The organism is Kitasatospora sp. NPDC089509 (assembly GCF_044749365.1).
Lineage (GTDB): Bacteria > Actinomycetota > Actinomycetes > Streptomycetales > Streptomycetaceae > Kitasatospora.
In genome coordinates this window covers 46,733-60,733 of the sequence record NZ_JBIVHS010000041.1, presented here as the reverse complement: position 1 = coordinate 60,733, position 14,001 = coordinate 46,733, and the positions used below count along the sequence as shown (strand labels likewise).

The window sequence follows — 14,001 nt, the reverse complement described above, 5'->3', positions numbered from 1 at the left end:
CCCAGGACCCGGCGGTGCTGCGCAAGCTGCAGGGCCTCGGCCCGGGCCAGTCCCCGGCCGGCGGCTGGGAGGCCTTCCTCGGCACCCCGGCGGCGGCGCCGCCGGCCCCCTCCCCCAGCGCCACCGCCACGAGCTGACCGGGGCGGTCAGGACCGGGCGCGCACCCGGCCGGCGAGCAGCGCCCCCAGCACTGCGACCGCGGCCATCACCAGCAGGATCGCCGCGAAGGCGCCGGGCGAGCCGTCGGCCCCGGCGCCCTCGTGGGCGGCGGCCAACGAGCCGCCGCCCAGCGCCGCGAACAGCACGCCCGCCAGGCCGGTCAGCAGCACGTTGCCCAGCGCGTCGCTCATCTGCAGCGCGGCCGAGTTGGCCCCGGCGTCCTCCGGCGCGGAGAGCCGCATCATCAGCACGCTGACGCTGGCGACCGTCAGCCCCATCCCGACGCCGCCGACGCCCCAGGCCACCGAGGCCGTCCAGGACGGCACCGCCGGGACCAGCACCAGCGCGGCGCCCGCGATCGCCACCGCGGTCAGCACGAAGCCGCCGCGGATCATCGCCCCGCGGTAGCGCTCGGCCCCCGGCCGGCCCTGCAGCCAGGAGCCCAGCGCCCAGGAGAGCCCGCCGCTGGTCAGGGTGAGCCCGGCCAGCGTCGGCGAGAAGCCGCGCTGAGTGGTCATCATCAGCGGGATGAAGGCCTCGGCCGCGAAGAACGCCCCCGCCGCCACCCCGCGCAGCAGGATCACCGTCGGCAGTCCGCGCCCGGCCCGCAGGGTCCCCTTCGGCAGCAGCCCCAGGACGGCCGGCACCAGCAGCGCCGCCCCGGCGATCCCGGGGACCAGACCGACCAGGTCGCGCCGCTGGCCCGCGTACTGCAGCAGCCCGGCGCCGACCGCGGCCATCGCGGCCAGCAGGGTGCGGCGGCGGTCGAAGTCGGCGCCCCGGAGCACCGGGTGCTCCCGCTCGGAGCGGGTCAGCGCCGGGCCCATCACCGCCAGCGGCAGCAGGATCAGCGCCGGCACGGCCAGGAACACCCAGCGCCAGCCGAGGTGCTGGGTGACGGCCCCGGAGACCAGCGGCCCGACGATCGAGGGCAGCACCCAGGCCGAGGAGAAGGCGGCGAACACGGCCGGTCGCAGCCGCTCCGGGTAGGCCCGGCCGACCACCACGTACAGCGCGACGATCACCAGCCCGCCGCCCAGCCCCTGGATCGCCCGGCCGGCCACGAACACCCACATGCCGGGCGCCGTCCCGGCCACCACCAGGCCCACCCCGAACACCGCGATGCCGGTGAACAGCGGCCGCAGCGGGCCGCGCCGGTCGCACCACTGGCCGGAGACGACCAGGGCGAACAGCGTGGTGGTGAAGTAGCCGGAGAAGGCGAAGGCGTACAGCTGGAGGCCGTCCAGCTGACGGGCCGCGGTCGGCATCGCGGTGTTGACCGCGGTCGCCTCGAAGGCGATCACCAGGACCACCGACACGATCCCCAGCGTCAGCGCCCGGTACCGGGCGCTCATGACTCCCCCACCGGGGTCGGATCCGGTGGGTATCGAGGCGGAGTCGACCGAGGTGGGGGAGGCTGTGGTCATACGTAACATCGTAAGAGCCGTCTAGGCCGGTGGCTCCTGACTTGCGGCGGTGAACCGCTCCGCCGATGGACCTAGGGCCTCGGCGCCCGGGGCCTCGGTGCCAAGGGCCTCAGTGCAGAACCTTGAGTCCCACCACGCCGCAGACGATCAGCAGCAGGCAGCCGATCCGGGCCGCGGTCACCGCGTCCCCCAGCACCGCCATGCCGTAGAGCGCGGTGCCGACCGCGCCGATGCCGACCCAGACCGCGTACCCGGTGCCGATCGGAATGGTGCGCATCGCGTACGCCAGCCCGCCCATGCTGAACAGCAGCGCGACGCCGAAGACGAGGCTGGGAACGAGGCGGGAGAAGCCCTTGGACGATTCCAGGGCCACTGCCCAGACGGTCTCCAGGAGACCCGAGACGATCAGAACGAGCCAAGCCATGACGGCCGTACCTCCGCAGTCCACAGCGGCCGGATTGCCGCTGAACTGCGCCGTCTTGTCGTCACCGGGTACGACGCGCTCGTCCGGGGTGGCGGGGAAACAACCACCTGCTTCCAACCGTAGCACACATTGCCACACAGAATTTACAGAACGTCGTTGACCTCATTCCGACGGTCCGCCATCCTGAATTCACTGGCCGTGTGCCCGAGTGGCTCAGGGAACCGTCTGCAAAGCGGTACACGCGGGTTCAATTCCCGCCACGGCCTCGAACAGGAATTGCCGGTCGACCGGAAAGGTCGACCGGCAATTCCGCATTCCGTTCCGCGGAATCCCGCCTCCCGGAATTCCGCGTTCCGCGGCGCGGCTCAGGCCGTGACGGCGTCCTCCGCGCGGATCGGCAGCCGGCCCACCGGCAGGCCGGTGGCGGCCCGGACGGCGGCGGCGACGGCCACCGGGGCGACCACCGCGGGCACCGCGCTGACCGCCTTGGCGCCGAAGGTGGCGACCACGTCCCGCTCCTCCAGCAGCGCGGCGATCCGCACCTCCGGGGTGTCCAGCGAGGTGGGCAGCCGGTAGCCGGTGAGCGAGGGGTTGACCAGCACCCCGCCCTCCGTGCACAGGTCCTCCATCAGCGCCAGGCCCACGCCCTGGGCCACGCCCGCCTCGATCCGGTCCTCGATCTGGCGCGGGTTCAGCGCCCGGCCGACGTCCTGGGCGACGGTCATCTCGACCACCCGGACGGCCCCCAGCTCGATGTCCACGTCCACCACCGCGCGCATCGCGCAGAAGGCGATGGAGACGAAGGCGTCGCCGTGCCCGGACTCGTCCAGCGGCTCGGTCGGGTGCGGGCGGCACTGCGCGGTGGCCCAGAGCTCCTTGCCCTCCAGCGCCTCGGCGACCGGCATCCCGAGCACCCCGTCGTAGGAGGTGATCTTGCCGTCGGCGATCTGCAGCAGTTCCACCGACATCCCGAAGTCGGCGGCGATCGGCTGCAGCAGCTGGTGGCGGACCATCAGCGCGGCCCGCTCGACCGCCCCGCCGGAGACCCAGGTGTGCCGGCCCCGGGCGGACGGCCCGGCGACCGACTGGTCGCTGTCGGCCGGGGCGATGTAGACCTCGCTGATGCCCAGCACGGTCTGCACGATCTGCCGGGCCAGCGTGGCGAAGCCCTGCCCGGCGTCGACGGCCGCGCAGATCACCGTGGCGTGGTCGCCGCTCACCCGCACGGTGGCGGTGGAGACCTCGTCCTCGCCCTCGGCGCCCAGCATGTGCACCATGCCGACGGAGTAGCCGATCCCGCGCCGCACCGCGGCCGGGTCCCCGGCCCCGCCCGGCCCGCCCGGCAGCAGCCACTCGGCGTCCGGGTCGTCCACCGGCAGCGCCGGCAGCGGCTCGGCGGCCACCGCGTCCAGCAGCGCGCGCACCGGGGCCGGGCAGGTGACGGCCTGTCCGGTGGGCAGCGGGTCGCCGGTCGCCATCGCGTTGCGACGGCGGATCTCCACCGGGTCCACGCCCACCCGGGCGGCCAGCTGGTCCAGCTGCGACTCGTACGCGAAGCAGGCCTGCAGCGCGCCCTCGCCGCGCATCCGCCCGGCCGGCGGGTTGTTGGTGCGCACCGCCCAGGCGTCCACGAAGACGTTCGGGCAGACGTACGGGCCGACCGAGAAGGCCGTCGCGGCGGCCAGCGCCTCGGCGGAGACGTCCGCGTAGGCGCCGCCGTCCAGCAGGATCTGCGCCTCCACCTTCACCAGGGTGCCCTCGGCGTCGGCGTGGTGGCGGTAGCGCAGCAGCGCGGGGTGGCGCGAGGCGTGGGTGTGGAAGGACTCCTCGCGGGTGAGGGTCATCTTCACCGGACGGCCGGTGCGCAGCGCCAGCAGCGCCAGGGTGACCTGGAAGGAGATGTCCTCGCGGTCGGTGGTGGCGCCGGGCACGCCGGTGACGACCAGTCGGACCCGGTCCGGCTCCAGGCCCAGGCAGGCGGCGGTGCGGTCGCGGTCGCCGTGCGGGTCGGTGGAGGACAGGTGCAGCTCGACGCCGCCGTCCGGGCGCGGCACGGCCAGCCCGGCCTCGGCGCCCAGCGGGGCCGGGTCCTGCCGGCCGACCTGGTAGAGGCCCTCGACGACGATCTCGCCGACCGCGTCCGGGTCCCCGGTGCGCAGCGGCAGGTGGCGGAACAGGTTGCCGTCCGGGTGCAGCGCCGGCGCCGTGAAGGACTGCTCGGGGTCGGTGACCGCCTCCAGCGGCTCGTAGTCGACCGCGATCAGACCGACCGCCAGCCGGGCGGTGTCCGGGTGGTCGGCGGCGACCGCGGCGATCGGCTCGCCGTGGTGGCGCACCACGTCGGCGGCCAGCACCGGCCGGTCGGCGACGATCGGTCCGGCCGGGGCGCCGTCCGGACGGCCGTCCGGGCCGGGCGGCAGGTCGGCGGCGGTGACCACGGCGTGCACCCCGGGCAGGGCGAGCGCGGCCGAGGTGTCGATGCCGCGGATCCGGGCGTGCGGGTGCGGCGAGCGCAGCACCGCGCCCCAGAGCAGCCCCTCGGCCCACAGGTCGGCCGCGTACGGGTAGATGCCGAGCGCCTTGGGCAGTGCGTCGCTGCGCAGCGGGGAGCTGCCCAGGCCGAACGGCTCCGGTGCGGCGCCGCCCTCGCCGCCGTCCTGCTGGAGTGCTGCGCCGATGTCGGTAGGCGACGTCATGATGCGTGGTCGTCCTCGGGGAGCCGGATGCCGTGGGCGGGGGTGGCGCCGTAGGGGACGCCGGTGGTCGGGACGCCGGCCTCGGCCGGGGTGCCGTGCGGGTCCGCGTACGGGGTGCCGTGCGGGGGCGTGCCGTCGTGGCGGGCGCCGGGCAGCGGGGTGCCGTGCGCGGGGGTGGGCTCGTACACCGGGGCGTCGTAGCCGGTGTCGTAGCCGGGGTGCTGCTGGTGGCCGTCCGGGTAGCCGGCCGGCACGTAGGTGCCGTGCGCGGGGGTGGCCTGGTACGGCTGCTCGGGGTAGCCCTGCGGCGGGAAGTACACCTGGTCGTCGACGGCCTGGGCGGGGATGCCGGGCTGGGCCCCCGTCAGGGCGGAGGTGTCGTACACGCCGGTGTCGTAGCCGCCGTCGCCGTACGGCTGTTCGGCCGGGGCGGGCGCCGGGGCCTGCTCCTGGGCGGGGGCGGCGACCGGCTCGACGGGCGGCTGCGGGACGTGCTCGATCCAGGCCTCGGCGTCGGCGTGGACCGGCGGCTCGACGGCCGGCTGCGGCTCGGCGGCGGCGGGCCGCGCGGCCGGTTCGGCGGCGGCCGCGGCGGCCTCCTCCGCCTCCTCGGCCTCCACCGCGCGGGCGTCCGCGACGGTCTGGACGGCGGCCAGCACCCCGCGGTAGCCGGTGCAGCGGCACAGGTTGCCGCACAGCGCCTGCCGGGCCTCGACCTCGGTGGGCCGGTGGTTGCGCTGGAGCAGGTCGTGCACGGCCATCGCCATGCCGGGGGTGCAGTAGCCGCACTGCACGGCGCCGGAGCCGGCCAGCGCCTGCTGGACGTCGCTCGCGCCGCCGCCGGCCGACAGGCCCTCGACGGTGTTGATCTCGCTGTCGGCGGCCAGCGCGGCGGGCACCAGGCAGCCGGCCACCAGCTGGCCGTCCACCTGCACCGAGCAGGCGCCGCACTCGCCCTGCTCGCAGCCGTCCTTGGCGCCGGCCAGGCCGAGCCGCTCGCGCAGCACGTAGAGCAGGCTCTCGCCGATCCAGGCGTCGGTGACGGGCCGTTCGAAACCGTTGACCCGCAGGGTGTAGGAGGCGCACGGGCGCAGCTCCCGGCTGACCTGGGGGGTGAGGCCGAGCGGGTCGGCGTCGAGGGTCTCGATGGGGTCTGTGGTCACTTCAGCGCCCTTCCCAGTGCCCGTCGGGCCAGCACCGATACGGTACGCCGCAGCCGAACGGCGGCCGCGGTCGGCCCCTCGGTCACGGCCTCCCAGGCGCCCTCGGCGCCGTAGTTGTCGGGGACGCAGGCGGCGGCCACGTACTCGCCGAAGGCGGCGCCCGCGGCCGGGTCGATCTCCCGGCTGCCGTCCCAGTCGATGCAGCCGGCCACCCAGGCCTCGGCCTCCAGCGGGCGCAGCGGCACCGGGGCGACGGCCCCGACGGCGCAGCGCACGGCGCGCCGGGCCGGGTCGAGGACGAGCGCGACCGAGGCGGTGGCGCGGGCCGGGCCGCTGCGGCCGGTGGCCTTGAGGAAGACCTGCGGCGCGTGCAGCAGCGGCACCCGCACCCAGGTGAGCAGTTCGCCGGGGCGCACCGGGTCGAGGCCGGTGAGCAGGTGACCGACCGGCACCTCGCGGGTGCCGCCGGCCCGGGCCAGGGTGGCGGTGGCCTCCAGGGCGGCGAGCACCGGGAGGGTGTCGCCGGCCGAGGCGGCGGTGACGATGTTTCCGCCGAGGGTGCCGACGTTGCGGACCTGCGGCGGGCCGGCGGTGCGGGCGGCGTCGGCCAGGGCGGGGATGAGCGCGGCGAAGTCGGGGCGGTCCATCCGGGCGTGGGTGAGTCCGGCGCCGAGCACGGCGGTGCCGCCGTCCTCGTAGCGCCAGCCGCGCAGTTCGGTGATCCGGCCGAGGCCGACCAGGGCGGCGGGGCGCAGCCGTCCGGCGTTGACGGCCTCCATGAGGTCGGTGGCTCCGGCCACCGGTACCGCGGCCGGGGCGGCGGCCAGCGCGTCGACGGCCTCGTCGAGCGAGGCCGGCAGCATGATCGTCCGGTTCACCTGGGTCCCACCGTGCTCCACTTGCTCATCGATCGTCTGCCGCCCGCGGCCGTGGCCGCACTGTCCGCGTCAGCAGCCCGGCCTGGCCGTAGGGTACGGGCGATCGGGCCGGGTTGGGCAACTCTGGCACACAATGCTCGATGATCATTTCGGGACCGGTGAACGGGACTGCCCGATTGGGACGGAATCCGGGCGGTATCTGCCCCGGCCCGAACAGGACCGGAGCAGATGTTCATCTTTTCTTGACGTCAGATGACCGTCCATAAGTTCCCGAGGGACACCTCAGCGCACGGCAGCACCACCTCAGCGCACCGGGGGCGGCCCCTCGATCGGCCGTCCCGCCACCCCGGGCCGCCGCTGCCAGGGGTGCGGCCCGTCCGCCGGGCGGTACTCGACGCCCAGCGCGTCCAGCACCGCGAGGTGCCCGGTCAGCCGCCGCTCGAAGCCCGCGAAGTCGCGCTCGGCCGGCTCGGCGGGCAGCTCGGACCAGGCGACCTCGGCGAAGGCGACCAGCCGGGGGAAGGCCCGGTAGTCGATGTCCCGGGCGCTGTCCATGAACTCGCTCCACAGATTGGCCTGGGTGCCGATGACGTGCCGGGCGGCGGCCTCGTCCAGCTGCGCCGGGACCGGCTCGAAGCGGTAGACGTCCTCCACCGTGCGCACGAAGCCGACCGGGATCGGCTCGTCCGGCCCGTCCGCCTGCCGGTGGTCGAAATAGACGTGCTGCTCGGGGCACATCACCACGTCGTGCCCGGCCTTCGCGGCGGCGATCCCGCCGCCGAAGCCGCGCCAGGAGGAGACCGCCGCACCGGGGGCGAGCCCGCCCTCCAGGATCTCGTCCCAGCCGATCAGCCGGCGCCCGCGCCCGGCCAGCCAGCGGTCGAAGTGCCGGATCAGGTGGCTCTGCAGCTCGTCCTCGTTGGCCAGGCCCAGCTCGCGGATCCGGGCCTGGGCGGCGGCGCTGTCCTTCCACTGCTCCTTGGGGCACTCGTCGCCGCCGAGGTGGACGAACTCGGACGGGAAGATCTCCAGGACCTCCTCCAGCACCCCCTCGAAGAAGCGCAGGGTCTCCTCGGAGGCGTTGAGCACGTGGTGGCTCACCCCCCAGTCGGTCCAGACGCCCAGCGCGGCGGTGTCCACCACGTCGGTGTTGCCCAGCTCGGGGTAGGCGGCGACGGCGGCCTGGGTGTGGCCGGGCAGGTCGATCTCCGGGACGACGGTGATCCCGCGCGCGGCCGCGTAGGCGACGATCTCGCGCAGGTCGTCCTGGGTGTAGTAGCCGCCGTGCGGGCGGTCGTCGCGGCGCTGCCCGGACCGGTAGCCGACCATCGAGCGTTCCCGCCAGGCGCCCTGCGCGGTCAGCCGCGGGTAGCGCTTGATCTCGATCCGCCAGCCCTGGTCGTCGGTCAGGTGCAGGTGCAGCACGTTGAGCTTGTGCACGGCCAGCAGGTCGACGAAGCGCAGCACGTCCGACTTGGGCAGGAAGTGCCGGGCGACGTCCAGCAGCGCGCCGCGCCAGCCGAACCGGGGCGCGTCGGCGATGTCCGCGCCGGGCAGCACCCAGCCCTCCCGCCGCAGCGGGGAGCGCCGGTAGGCGTCCGGCCCGAGCAGCTGCCGCAGGGTCTGGGCCGCCCACAGCGCGCCGGCCGGGCCGCCGGCGGCGAGCAGGGCGTGGCCGGGGCGCACCGTGATCCGGTACGCCTCGGCGGCCAGGGCGTCGTCCAGGACCAGTTCGATGCCGGCGCCCGGGCGCCCCGGCCCGAGCGGCAGCCCGGTGGCGGCGGAGAGCGTGCCGCGCAGCCAGCGCTCGGCATCGGCCAACCCGGGCGGCGCGGTCAGCGTGGTGGTGGCGTCGAGCGGGAAGTCCCCGTCCGGGCGCCGGACGGCACTCGAAGGTGCGGGAATGAGGTCCATTCCGACATCCTGCCCAGGCCCGGAACGATTGGCATAGACCACGTCGGAAACGCGGTGCTATGCAAAACGGTGCTGTGCGGAAAGCTGCCATACGGAACGCTGCCGTGCGGAACGGCGGCCCGCGGACCGCGGCGGACTACTTGCCGCCGTTGTCCCCGTCGCCGCCCTGCGGCTTGCCGATGCCGTCGTAGATCTCCTTGCACATCGGGCAGACCGGGTACTTCTTCGGGTCGCGCCCGGGCACCCACACCTTGCCGCACAGCGCCACCACCGGGGACCCGGAGAGCGCGCTCTCCATGATCTTGTCCTTCTGGACGTAGTGGGCGAAGCGCTCGTGGTCGCCGTCGCCGTTGGACACCTGCGGGACGGGCTCGACCAGGGTGCCGGTGCCGAGGCCGCGCTCGGGCTCAAGAGTGCTCATGGGTGCCAAGTCTATGGGCGCCCCCGGAAACCGGGCCAGTATCGCGCGGCGGGCCCGCTCCGCGGGGGCTGCGCTCAGTTCATCGTCGGGTCGTCCGGGTAGGTCGCCAGCAGGGCCAGCGGGCCGCGCTGGCGGCGCAGCACGGATCGCCACAGCCGCTCCGGCTCGGGGCTGGAGACGTCCCCCGGCTCGCAGTCCACCAGGTACCAGGCACCGCTCTCCAGCTCGGTCTCCAGCTGGCCCGGCGACCAGCCGGCGTACCCGGCGAAGATCCGCAGGCTGCCCAGTTCCCCGGCCAGCACCTCGGGCGGCGCCTCCAGGTCCACCAGCCCGATCGCGCCGTGCACCCGTCGCCAGCCGAGCGGCTCGCCACCGCCCGGCTCCCCCGGCGCGACCGCCACGCCGAGCGCCGAGTCCAGCGCCACCGGTCCGCCCTGGAACACCACCGCGGGCTGCCCGACGAGTCCGCCCCAGCCATCCAGCACGCTGCCCACCTCGACCGGAGTCGGCCGGTTGAGCACCACGCCGAGCGCCCCCTCGACGTCGTGGTCGAGGAGCAGTACCACCGCCCGGGCGAAATTCGGGTCGGTGAGCACGGGCGTCGCGACGAGCAGACGGCCGGTGTGCGACCGGCCTCCGTGCGAATGGGCCGCCGTCATGCCACACATGATCCCGCAGAACGGCACCGGTCGGACACCGCAACACCCGAAACCCCGACACGCCGGACGAACACCCGTACGGCCGCACCGGAGGGCGGGAGCGGGGCCGGAGAGAGCACCATCACGGGAGAGGCTCACGGGAACCATCGGCACGCCTACTACCATCTACGGATGGTGGACGCCCCTCTACGGTGCCGACTCGGATTCTCCGGGGGCCCGAACGCGCCCGTACGCCCGTTACACGGTCCACCACCGGCTCCGCCCCGGAGCCGATCCCACTCCTCTGGCACCCCGGATTGCGAGAACGATGACCGACGACGTCCTGCTGGTCCACGGCGGAAACCCGCTCGAAGGCGAGATCCGCGTCCGCGGTGCGAAGAACCTGGTCCCCAAGGCCATGGTCGCCGCCCTCCTCGGCCAGGGCCCCAGCAGACTGCGCAACGTCCCGGACATCCGCGACGTCAAGGTGGTCCGCGGCCTGCTGCAGCTGCACGGTGTGACCGTGCGCACCGGCGACGAGGACGGCGAGCTGATCCTCGACCCCTCCCACGTGGAGAGCGCCAATGTCGCCGACATCGACGCCCACGCCGGCTCCTCGCGGATCCCGATCCTGTTCTGCGGCCCGCTGCTGCACCGCCTCGGCCACGCTTTCATCCCGGGCCTGGGCGGCTGCGACATCGGCGGCCGCCCGGTCGACTTCCACTTCGAGGTGCTGCGCCAGTTCGGCGCCACCATCGAGAAGCACCCGCAGGGCACCTACCTGGTCGCCCCGCAGCGGCTGCGCGGCACCAAGATCGAGCTGCCCTACCCCTCGGTCGGCGCGACCGAGCAGGTGCTGCTCACCGCCGTCCTCGCCGAGGGCGTCACCGAGCTGCGCAACGCGGCCATCGAGCCGGAGATCGTCGACCTGATCTGCGTGCTGCAGAAGATGGGCGCGATCATCACCCTGGGCACCGACCGCACCATCCTGATCACCGGTGTGGACGAGCTGAACGGCTACACCCACCGGGCCCTCCCGGACCGCCTGGAGGCCGCCTCCTGGGCCTGCGCGGCGCTCGCCACCAAGGGCGACATCTACGTCCGCGGCGCCCGCCAGCTGGAGATGATGACCTTCCTCAACACCTTCCGGAAGGTCGGAGGCGCCTTCGAGGTGGAGGACGAGGGCATCCGCTTCTGGCACCCGGGCGGCGAGCTCAAGGCGATCGCCCTGGAGACCGACGTGCACCCGGGCTTCCAGACCGACTGGCAGCAGCCGCTGGTGGTCGCGCTGACCCAGGCCACCGGGCTGTCCATCGTGCACGAGACGGTGTACGAGTCGCGGCTGGGCTTCACCGGCGCGCTCAACCAGATGGGCGCGCACATCCAGCTCTACCGCGAGTGCCTGGGCGCCACCCCGTGCCGCTTCGGCGCCCGCAACTTCCTGCACTCCGCGGTCGTCTCCGGCCCGTCCAAGCTGATGGGCGCCGAGCTGGTCATCCCGGACCTGCGCGGCGGCTTCTCGTACCTGATCGCGGCGCTGGCGGCCGAGGGCACCTCGACCGTGCACGGCATCGACCTGATCAACCGCGGCTACGAGAACTTCATGGACAAGCTGCGGGACCTCGGCGCCCACGTCGAGCTGCCCAGCGAGCAGCTGGTCGACGCGTAACGAAGGCGCACACGGCGAGAGGCCGGGCTCCCCGCGGGGAGCCCGGCCTCTCGGGCGTTCAAGGGGTGGTTCAGACGCCCTTGGCGGCTTCCTTCAGCTTGGAGCCGGCGCTCACCTTGGCGCTGTAGCCGGCCGCGATCTGGATCGGCTCGCCGGTCTGCGGGTTGCGGGCGGTGCGAGCAGCGCGGTGGGTGCGCTCGAAGGTCAGGAAACCGGGGATGGTGACCTTCTCGTCGCCCTTGGCGACGACCTCGCCGACGATCTCGGCGAAGGCGGCCAGAACGGCGTCGGCGTCCTTGCGGGTCACCTCGGCGCGCTCGGACAGCGCGGCCACCAGCTCACTGCGGTTCATGTGTACTCCTGTGGTCTGTTCGCTTGCGGTGTGCGGGGGCCCATCGGTGCTCCCACCGGGGGGCACCCGGATGGGCCGCAGGTCCGCACACTGTGCTCATGCAGGCATTGCGTGGTCGCAGGCCGGGTCCGAACCCGATGCCGCGCGCCGGAGCCGTCGAAGAGGCCCGCCGCCTGCCTGGGTACGAATCCTGCCCCGACCGGCCCTGAGAAAGCCAATCGGGCCCCGGCCGAGCCACCCGAACATCGCCCGCCCGTCGGAGGTGTGACGCCCCGTCGGCTCCGGCGGACCGGGAGCGGGCGGCGGTCGGGACGACGCGCCGGAAGACCAGGGGGACGTTCCGTACTTGTCGGACACGCCTGCCCCGGCCAGGGCTACCGTACGCCCTAGGCACGACAAGCCCAAACACGCCCCTCGCCCTTGTGTCGCAAGGGTTCGGGGCGGACTTGGGCGGGTATGGCCGCTAATCGGACATTTGAGCGATCAGCGACGGCGCCGTCGGACCGTGCCGACGGCGCCGGAAGGCACCCTCAGAGCTTGACCACGGGGAACGCGGCGGTGTCCAGGGTGCCGACGATGCCGGGGGTCGGACGGGCCGGAACGGCGGGCTCCTGGGCGTCGGCCAGGGCCGCCTCGCGCACCGCGGCGGCGACGGTCTTGGCGACGTCCTTGTTGAAGACGCTCGGGATGATGTAGTTGGCGTTCAGCTCGTCGTCGCCGACGGTGGTGGCCAGCGCCCGGGCCGCGGCGATCATCATCTCGGTGTTGACCGTGCGGCTCTGGGCGTCCAGGAGGCCGCGGAAGACACCCGGGAAGACCAACACGTTGTTGATCTGGTTCGGGAAGTCGCTGCGGCCGGTGGCGACCACGGCGGCGGTGTGCCGGGCCACGGCCGGGTCGACCTCCGGGTCCGGGTTGGCCAGCGCGAAGACGATCGACTGCTCCGCCATGGTGGCCAGGTCGTCGCCGTCCAGCACGTTCGGGGCCGAGACGCCGATGAAGACGTCGGCGTCCGCCACGGCCTCCTTGAGGCTGCCGGTGCGGCCCGAGCGGTTGGTGTGCTCGGCGATCCAGCGCAGGCTGTCGTTGAGGTCCTCACGGCCCAGGTGGACCACGCCGTGGACGTCCGCGACGGTGGCGTGCTCGACGCCGGCCGCCAGCAGCAGCTTGAGGATCGCGGTGCCGGCCGCGCCGGCGCCCGACATCACCACCCGGATGTCGCCGATCTGCTTGCCGACCACCTTGAGCGCGTTGGTGAGGGCCGCCAGCACCACGATCGCGGTGCCGTGCTGGTCGTCGTGGAAGACCGGGATGTCCAGGGCCTCGCGCAGCCGGGCCTCGATCTCGAAGCAGCGCGGCGCGGAGATGTCCTCCAGGTTGATGCCCGCGAAGCCGGGGGCGATCGCCTTGACGATGGCGACGATCTCGTCGCTGTCCTGGGTGTCCAGGCAGATCGGCCAGGCGTCGATCCCGGCGAAGCGCTTGAACAGGGCCGCCTTGCCCTCCATCACGGGCAGCGCGGCCGCCGGGCCGATGTTGCCCAGGCCGAGCACGGCCGAGCCGTCGGTGACCACCGCGACGCTGTTGCGCTTGATGGTCAGGCGGCGGGCGTCCTCGGGGTTCTCGGCGATCGCCATGCAGACCCGGGCCACGCCCGGGGTGTAGATCATGCTGAGGTCGTCACGGTTGCGGATCGGCAGCTTCGAGGACATCTCGATCTTGCCGCCGAGGTGCATCAGGAAGGTGCGGTCCGAGACCTTGCCGATCGACACGCCGTCGATCGTCCGCAGCTTCTCGACGATCTCCTCGCCGTGCGCGACCGAGGAGGCCGCCACGGTCACGTCGATCCGCAGCGCCTCCAGGCCGGACGCGGTGACGTCGAGACCGGTGACCGATCCGCCGGAGGACTCCACGGCCGTGGTGATCGCGCTGACCGCGTTGCCGCGGGCCGGGACCTCCAGTCGCACCGTGATCGAGTTGGAGACACTGGGCACCGTCGCCATCGACGCTTCCTTCTTCCGTCTGTCCCGCAGGCTCAACATTTTGTTGAAGGCATCGCCTGCGCATGCTAGACCTCGATCGTCGCACCTTCCAAGGGATTGCCAGAAATAACGTTCATTGAGTGTGCGGATCCGACAACCGGGCCCGATCGCCCGCGGTCCCCTACCGCGCACTCCTTGCCTCTCCCGGCCGATGCGTTACATTGGACGGGCACCGGCTCGATCCAAGCCCCCGGGCCCAACCTTCGTCCCTCAGAGGG

At 73.6% G+C, this 14,001-nt stretch carries 11 protein-coding genes, 1 tRNA gene and 1 riboswitch; of the genes, 2 read left to right on the top strand and 10 right to left on the bottom strand.

Annotation, left to right across the window (positions count from 1 at the left end):
* Positions 1 to 146: 146 nt before the first annotated feature.
* Positions 147 to 1,586, bottom strand: a complete 1,440-nt coding sequence (locus tag ACIP4P_RS43225; protein ID WP_400929391.1) for an MFS transporter — start codon at positions 1,584 to 1,586, stop codon at positions 147 to 149.
* 109 nt (positions 1,587 to 1,695) lie between these two features.
* Positions 1,696 to 2,010 carry an SMR family transporter gene (locus ACIP4P_RS43220; RefSeq protein ID WP_350514894.1) on the bottom strand — a complete coding sequence of 105 codons (315 nt, stop codon included), beginning with the start codon at positions 2,008 to 2,010 and terminating at the stop codon, positions 1,696 to 1,698.
* Between the two features lie 44 nt (positions 2,011 to 2,054).
* Positions 2,055 to 2,120, bottom strand: a riboswitch (guanidine-III (ykkC-III) riboswitch).
* A gap of 84 nt (positions 2,121 to 2,204) precedes the next feature.
* Between ACIP4P_RS43220 and ACIP4P_RS43215 the strand changes: the two genes are divergently transcribed.
* Positions 2,205 to 2,276, top strand: a tRNA-Cys gene (locus tag ACIP4P_RS43215).
* 99 nt (positions 2,277 to 2,375) lie between these two features.
* Here the strand turns inward: ACIP4P_RS43215 and ACIP4P_RS43210 are convergent.
* The 6 genes from ACIP4P_RS43210 to ACIP4P_RS43185 all read right to left on the bottom strand — a co-directional run bounded on the left by ACIP4P_RS43210 (position 2,376) and on the right by ACIP4P_RS43185 (position 9,750).
* A complete protein-coding gene (locus ACIP4P_RS43210; protein ID WP_400929388.1) occupies positions 2,376 to 4,706 on the bottom strand; it encodes a xanthine dehydrogenase family protein molybdopterin-binding subunit in 2,331 nt (776 codons plus the stop codon).
* Positions 4,703 to 5,869 (bottom strand): 2Fe-2S iron-sulfur cluster-binding protein, encoded by a 1,167-nt coding sequence (locus tag ACIP4P_RS43205; protein WP_400929385.1) that lies wholly within the window; start codon positions 5,867 to 5,869, stop codon positions 4,703 to 4,705. Before ACIP4P_RS43205 ends, ACIP4P_RS43210 begins: the two co-directional genes overlap by 4 nt.
* Positions 5,866 to 6,732, bottom strand: a complete 867-nt coding sequence (locus tag ACIP4P_RS43200; protein WP_400929402.1) for an FAD binding domain-containing protein — start codon at positions 6,730 to 6,732, stop codon at positions 5,866 to 5,868. The genes ACIP4P_RS43205 and ACIP4P_RS43200 overlap by 4 nt, the downstream gene beginning before the upstream one ends.
* A 318-nt stretch (positions 6,733 to 7,050) precedes the next feature.
* On the bottom strand, positions 7,051 to 8,661 hold the full coding sequence (locus ACIP4P_RS43195) for a beta-N-acetylhexosaminidase (RefSeq protein ID WP_400929382.1): 1,611 nt from the start codon (positions 8,659 to 8,661) through the stop codon (positions 7,051 to 7,053).
* Positions 8,662 to 8,797: 136 nt separating this feature from the next.
* Positions 8,798 to 9,082, bottom strand: coding sequence for a DUF3039 domain-containing protein (locus ACIP4P_RS43190; protein ID WP_350514897.1), 285 nt, complete (start codon positions 9,080 to 9,082; stop codon positions 8,798 to 8,800).
* A gap of 74 nt (positions 9,083 to 9,156) precedes the next feature.
* Positions 9,157 to 9,750 carry a YqgE/AlgH family protein gene (locus tag ACIP4P_RS43185; protein WP_400929379.1) on the bottom strand — a complete coding sequence of 198 codons (594 nt, stop codon included), beginning with the start codon at positions 9,748 to 9,750 and terminating at the stop codon, positions 9,157 to 9,159.
* Between the two features lie 298 nt (positions 9,751 to 10,048).
* Here ACIP4P_RS43185 and murA point away from each other — a divergent pair, with 298 nt between their 5' ends.
* Positions 10,049 to 11,389: a UDP-N-acetylglucosamine 1-carboxyvinyltransferase gene (gene murA, locus ACIP4P_RS43180; protein ID WP_350514899.1), complete on the top strand. Its 1,341-nt coding sequence runs from the start codon at positions 10,049 to 10,051 to the stop codon at positions 11,387 to 11,389.
* Positions 11,390 to 11,459: 70 nt separating this feature from the next.
* Here murA and ACIP4P_RS43175 read toward each other — a convergent pair whose 3' ends face one another.
* Together ACIP4P_RS43175 and ACIP4P_RS43170 are read right to left on the bottom strand one after the other, a co-directional pair.
* Entirely contained in the window at positions 11,460 to 11,741 is a 282-nt protein-coding gene (locus tag ACIP4P_RS43175) for an HU family DNA-binding protein (protein ID WP_188304146.1), read from the bottom strand.
* A gap of 530 nt (positions 11,742 to 12,271) precedes the next feature.
* Positions 12,272 to 13,744, bottom strand: coding sequence for an NAD-dependent malic enzyme (locus ACIP4P_RS43170; protein ID WP_400929374.1), 1,473 nt, complete (start codon positions 13,742 to 13,744; stop codon positions 12,272 to 12,274).
* Between the last annotated feature and the right edge of the window lie 257 nt (positions 13,745 to 14,001).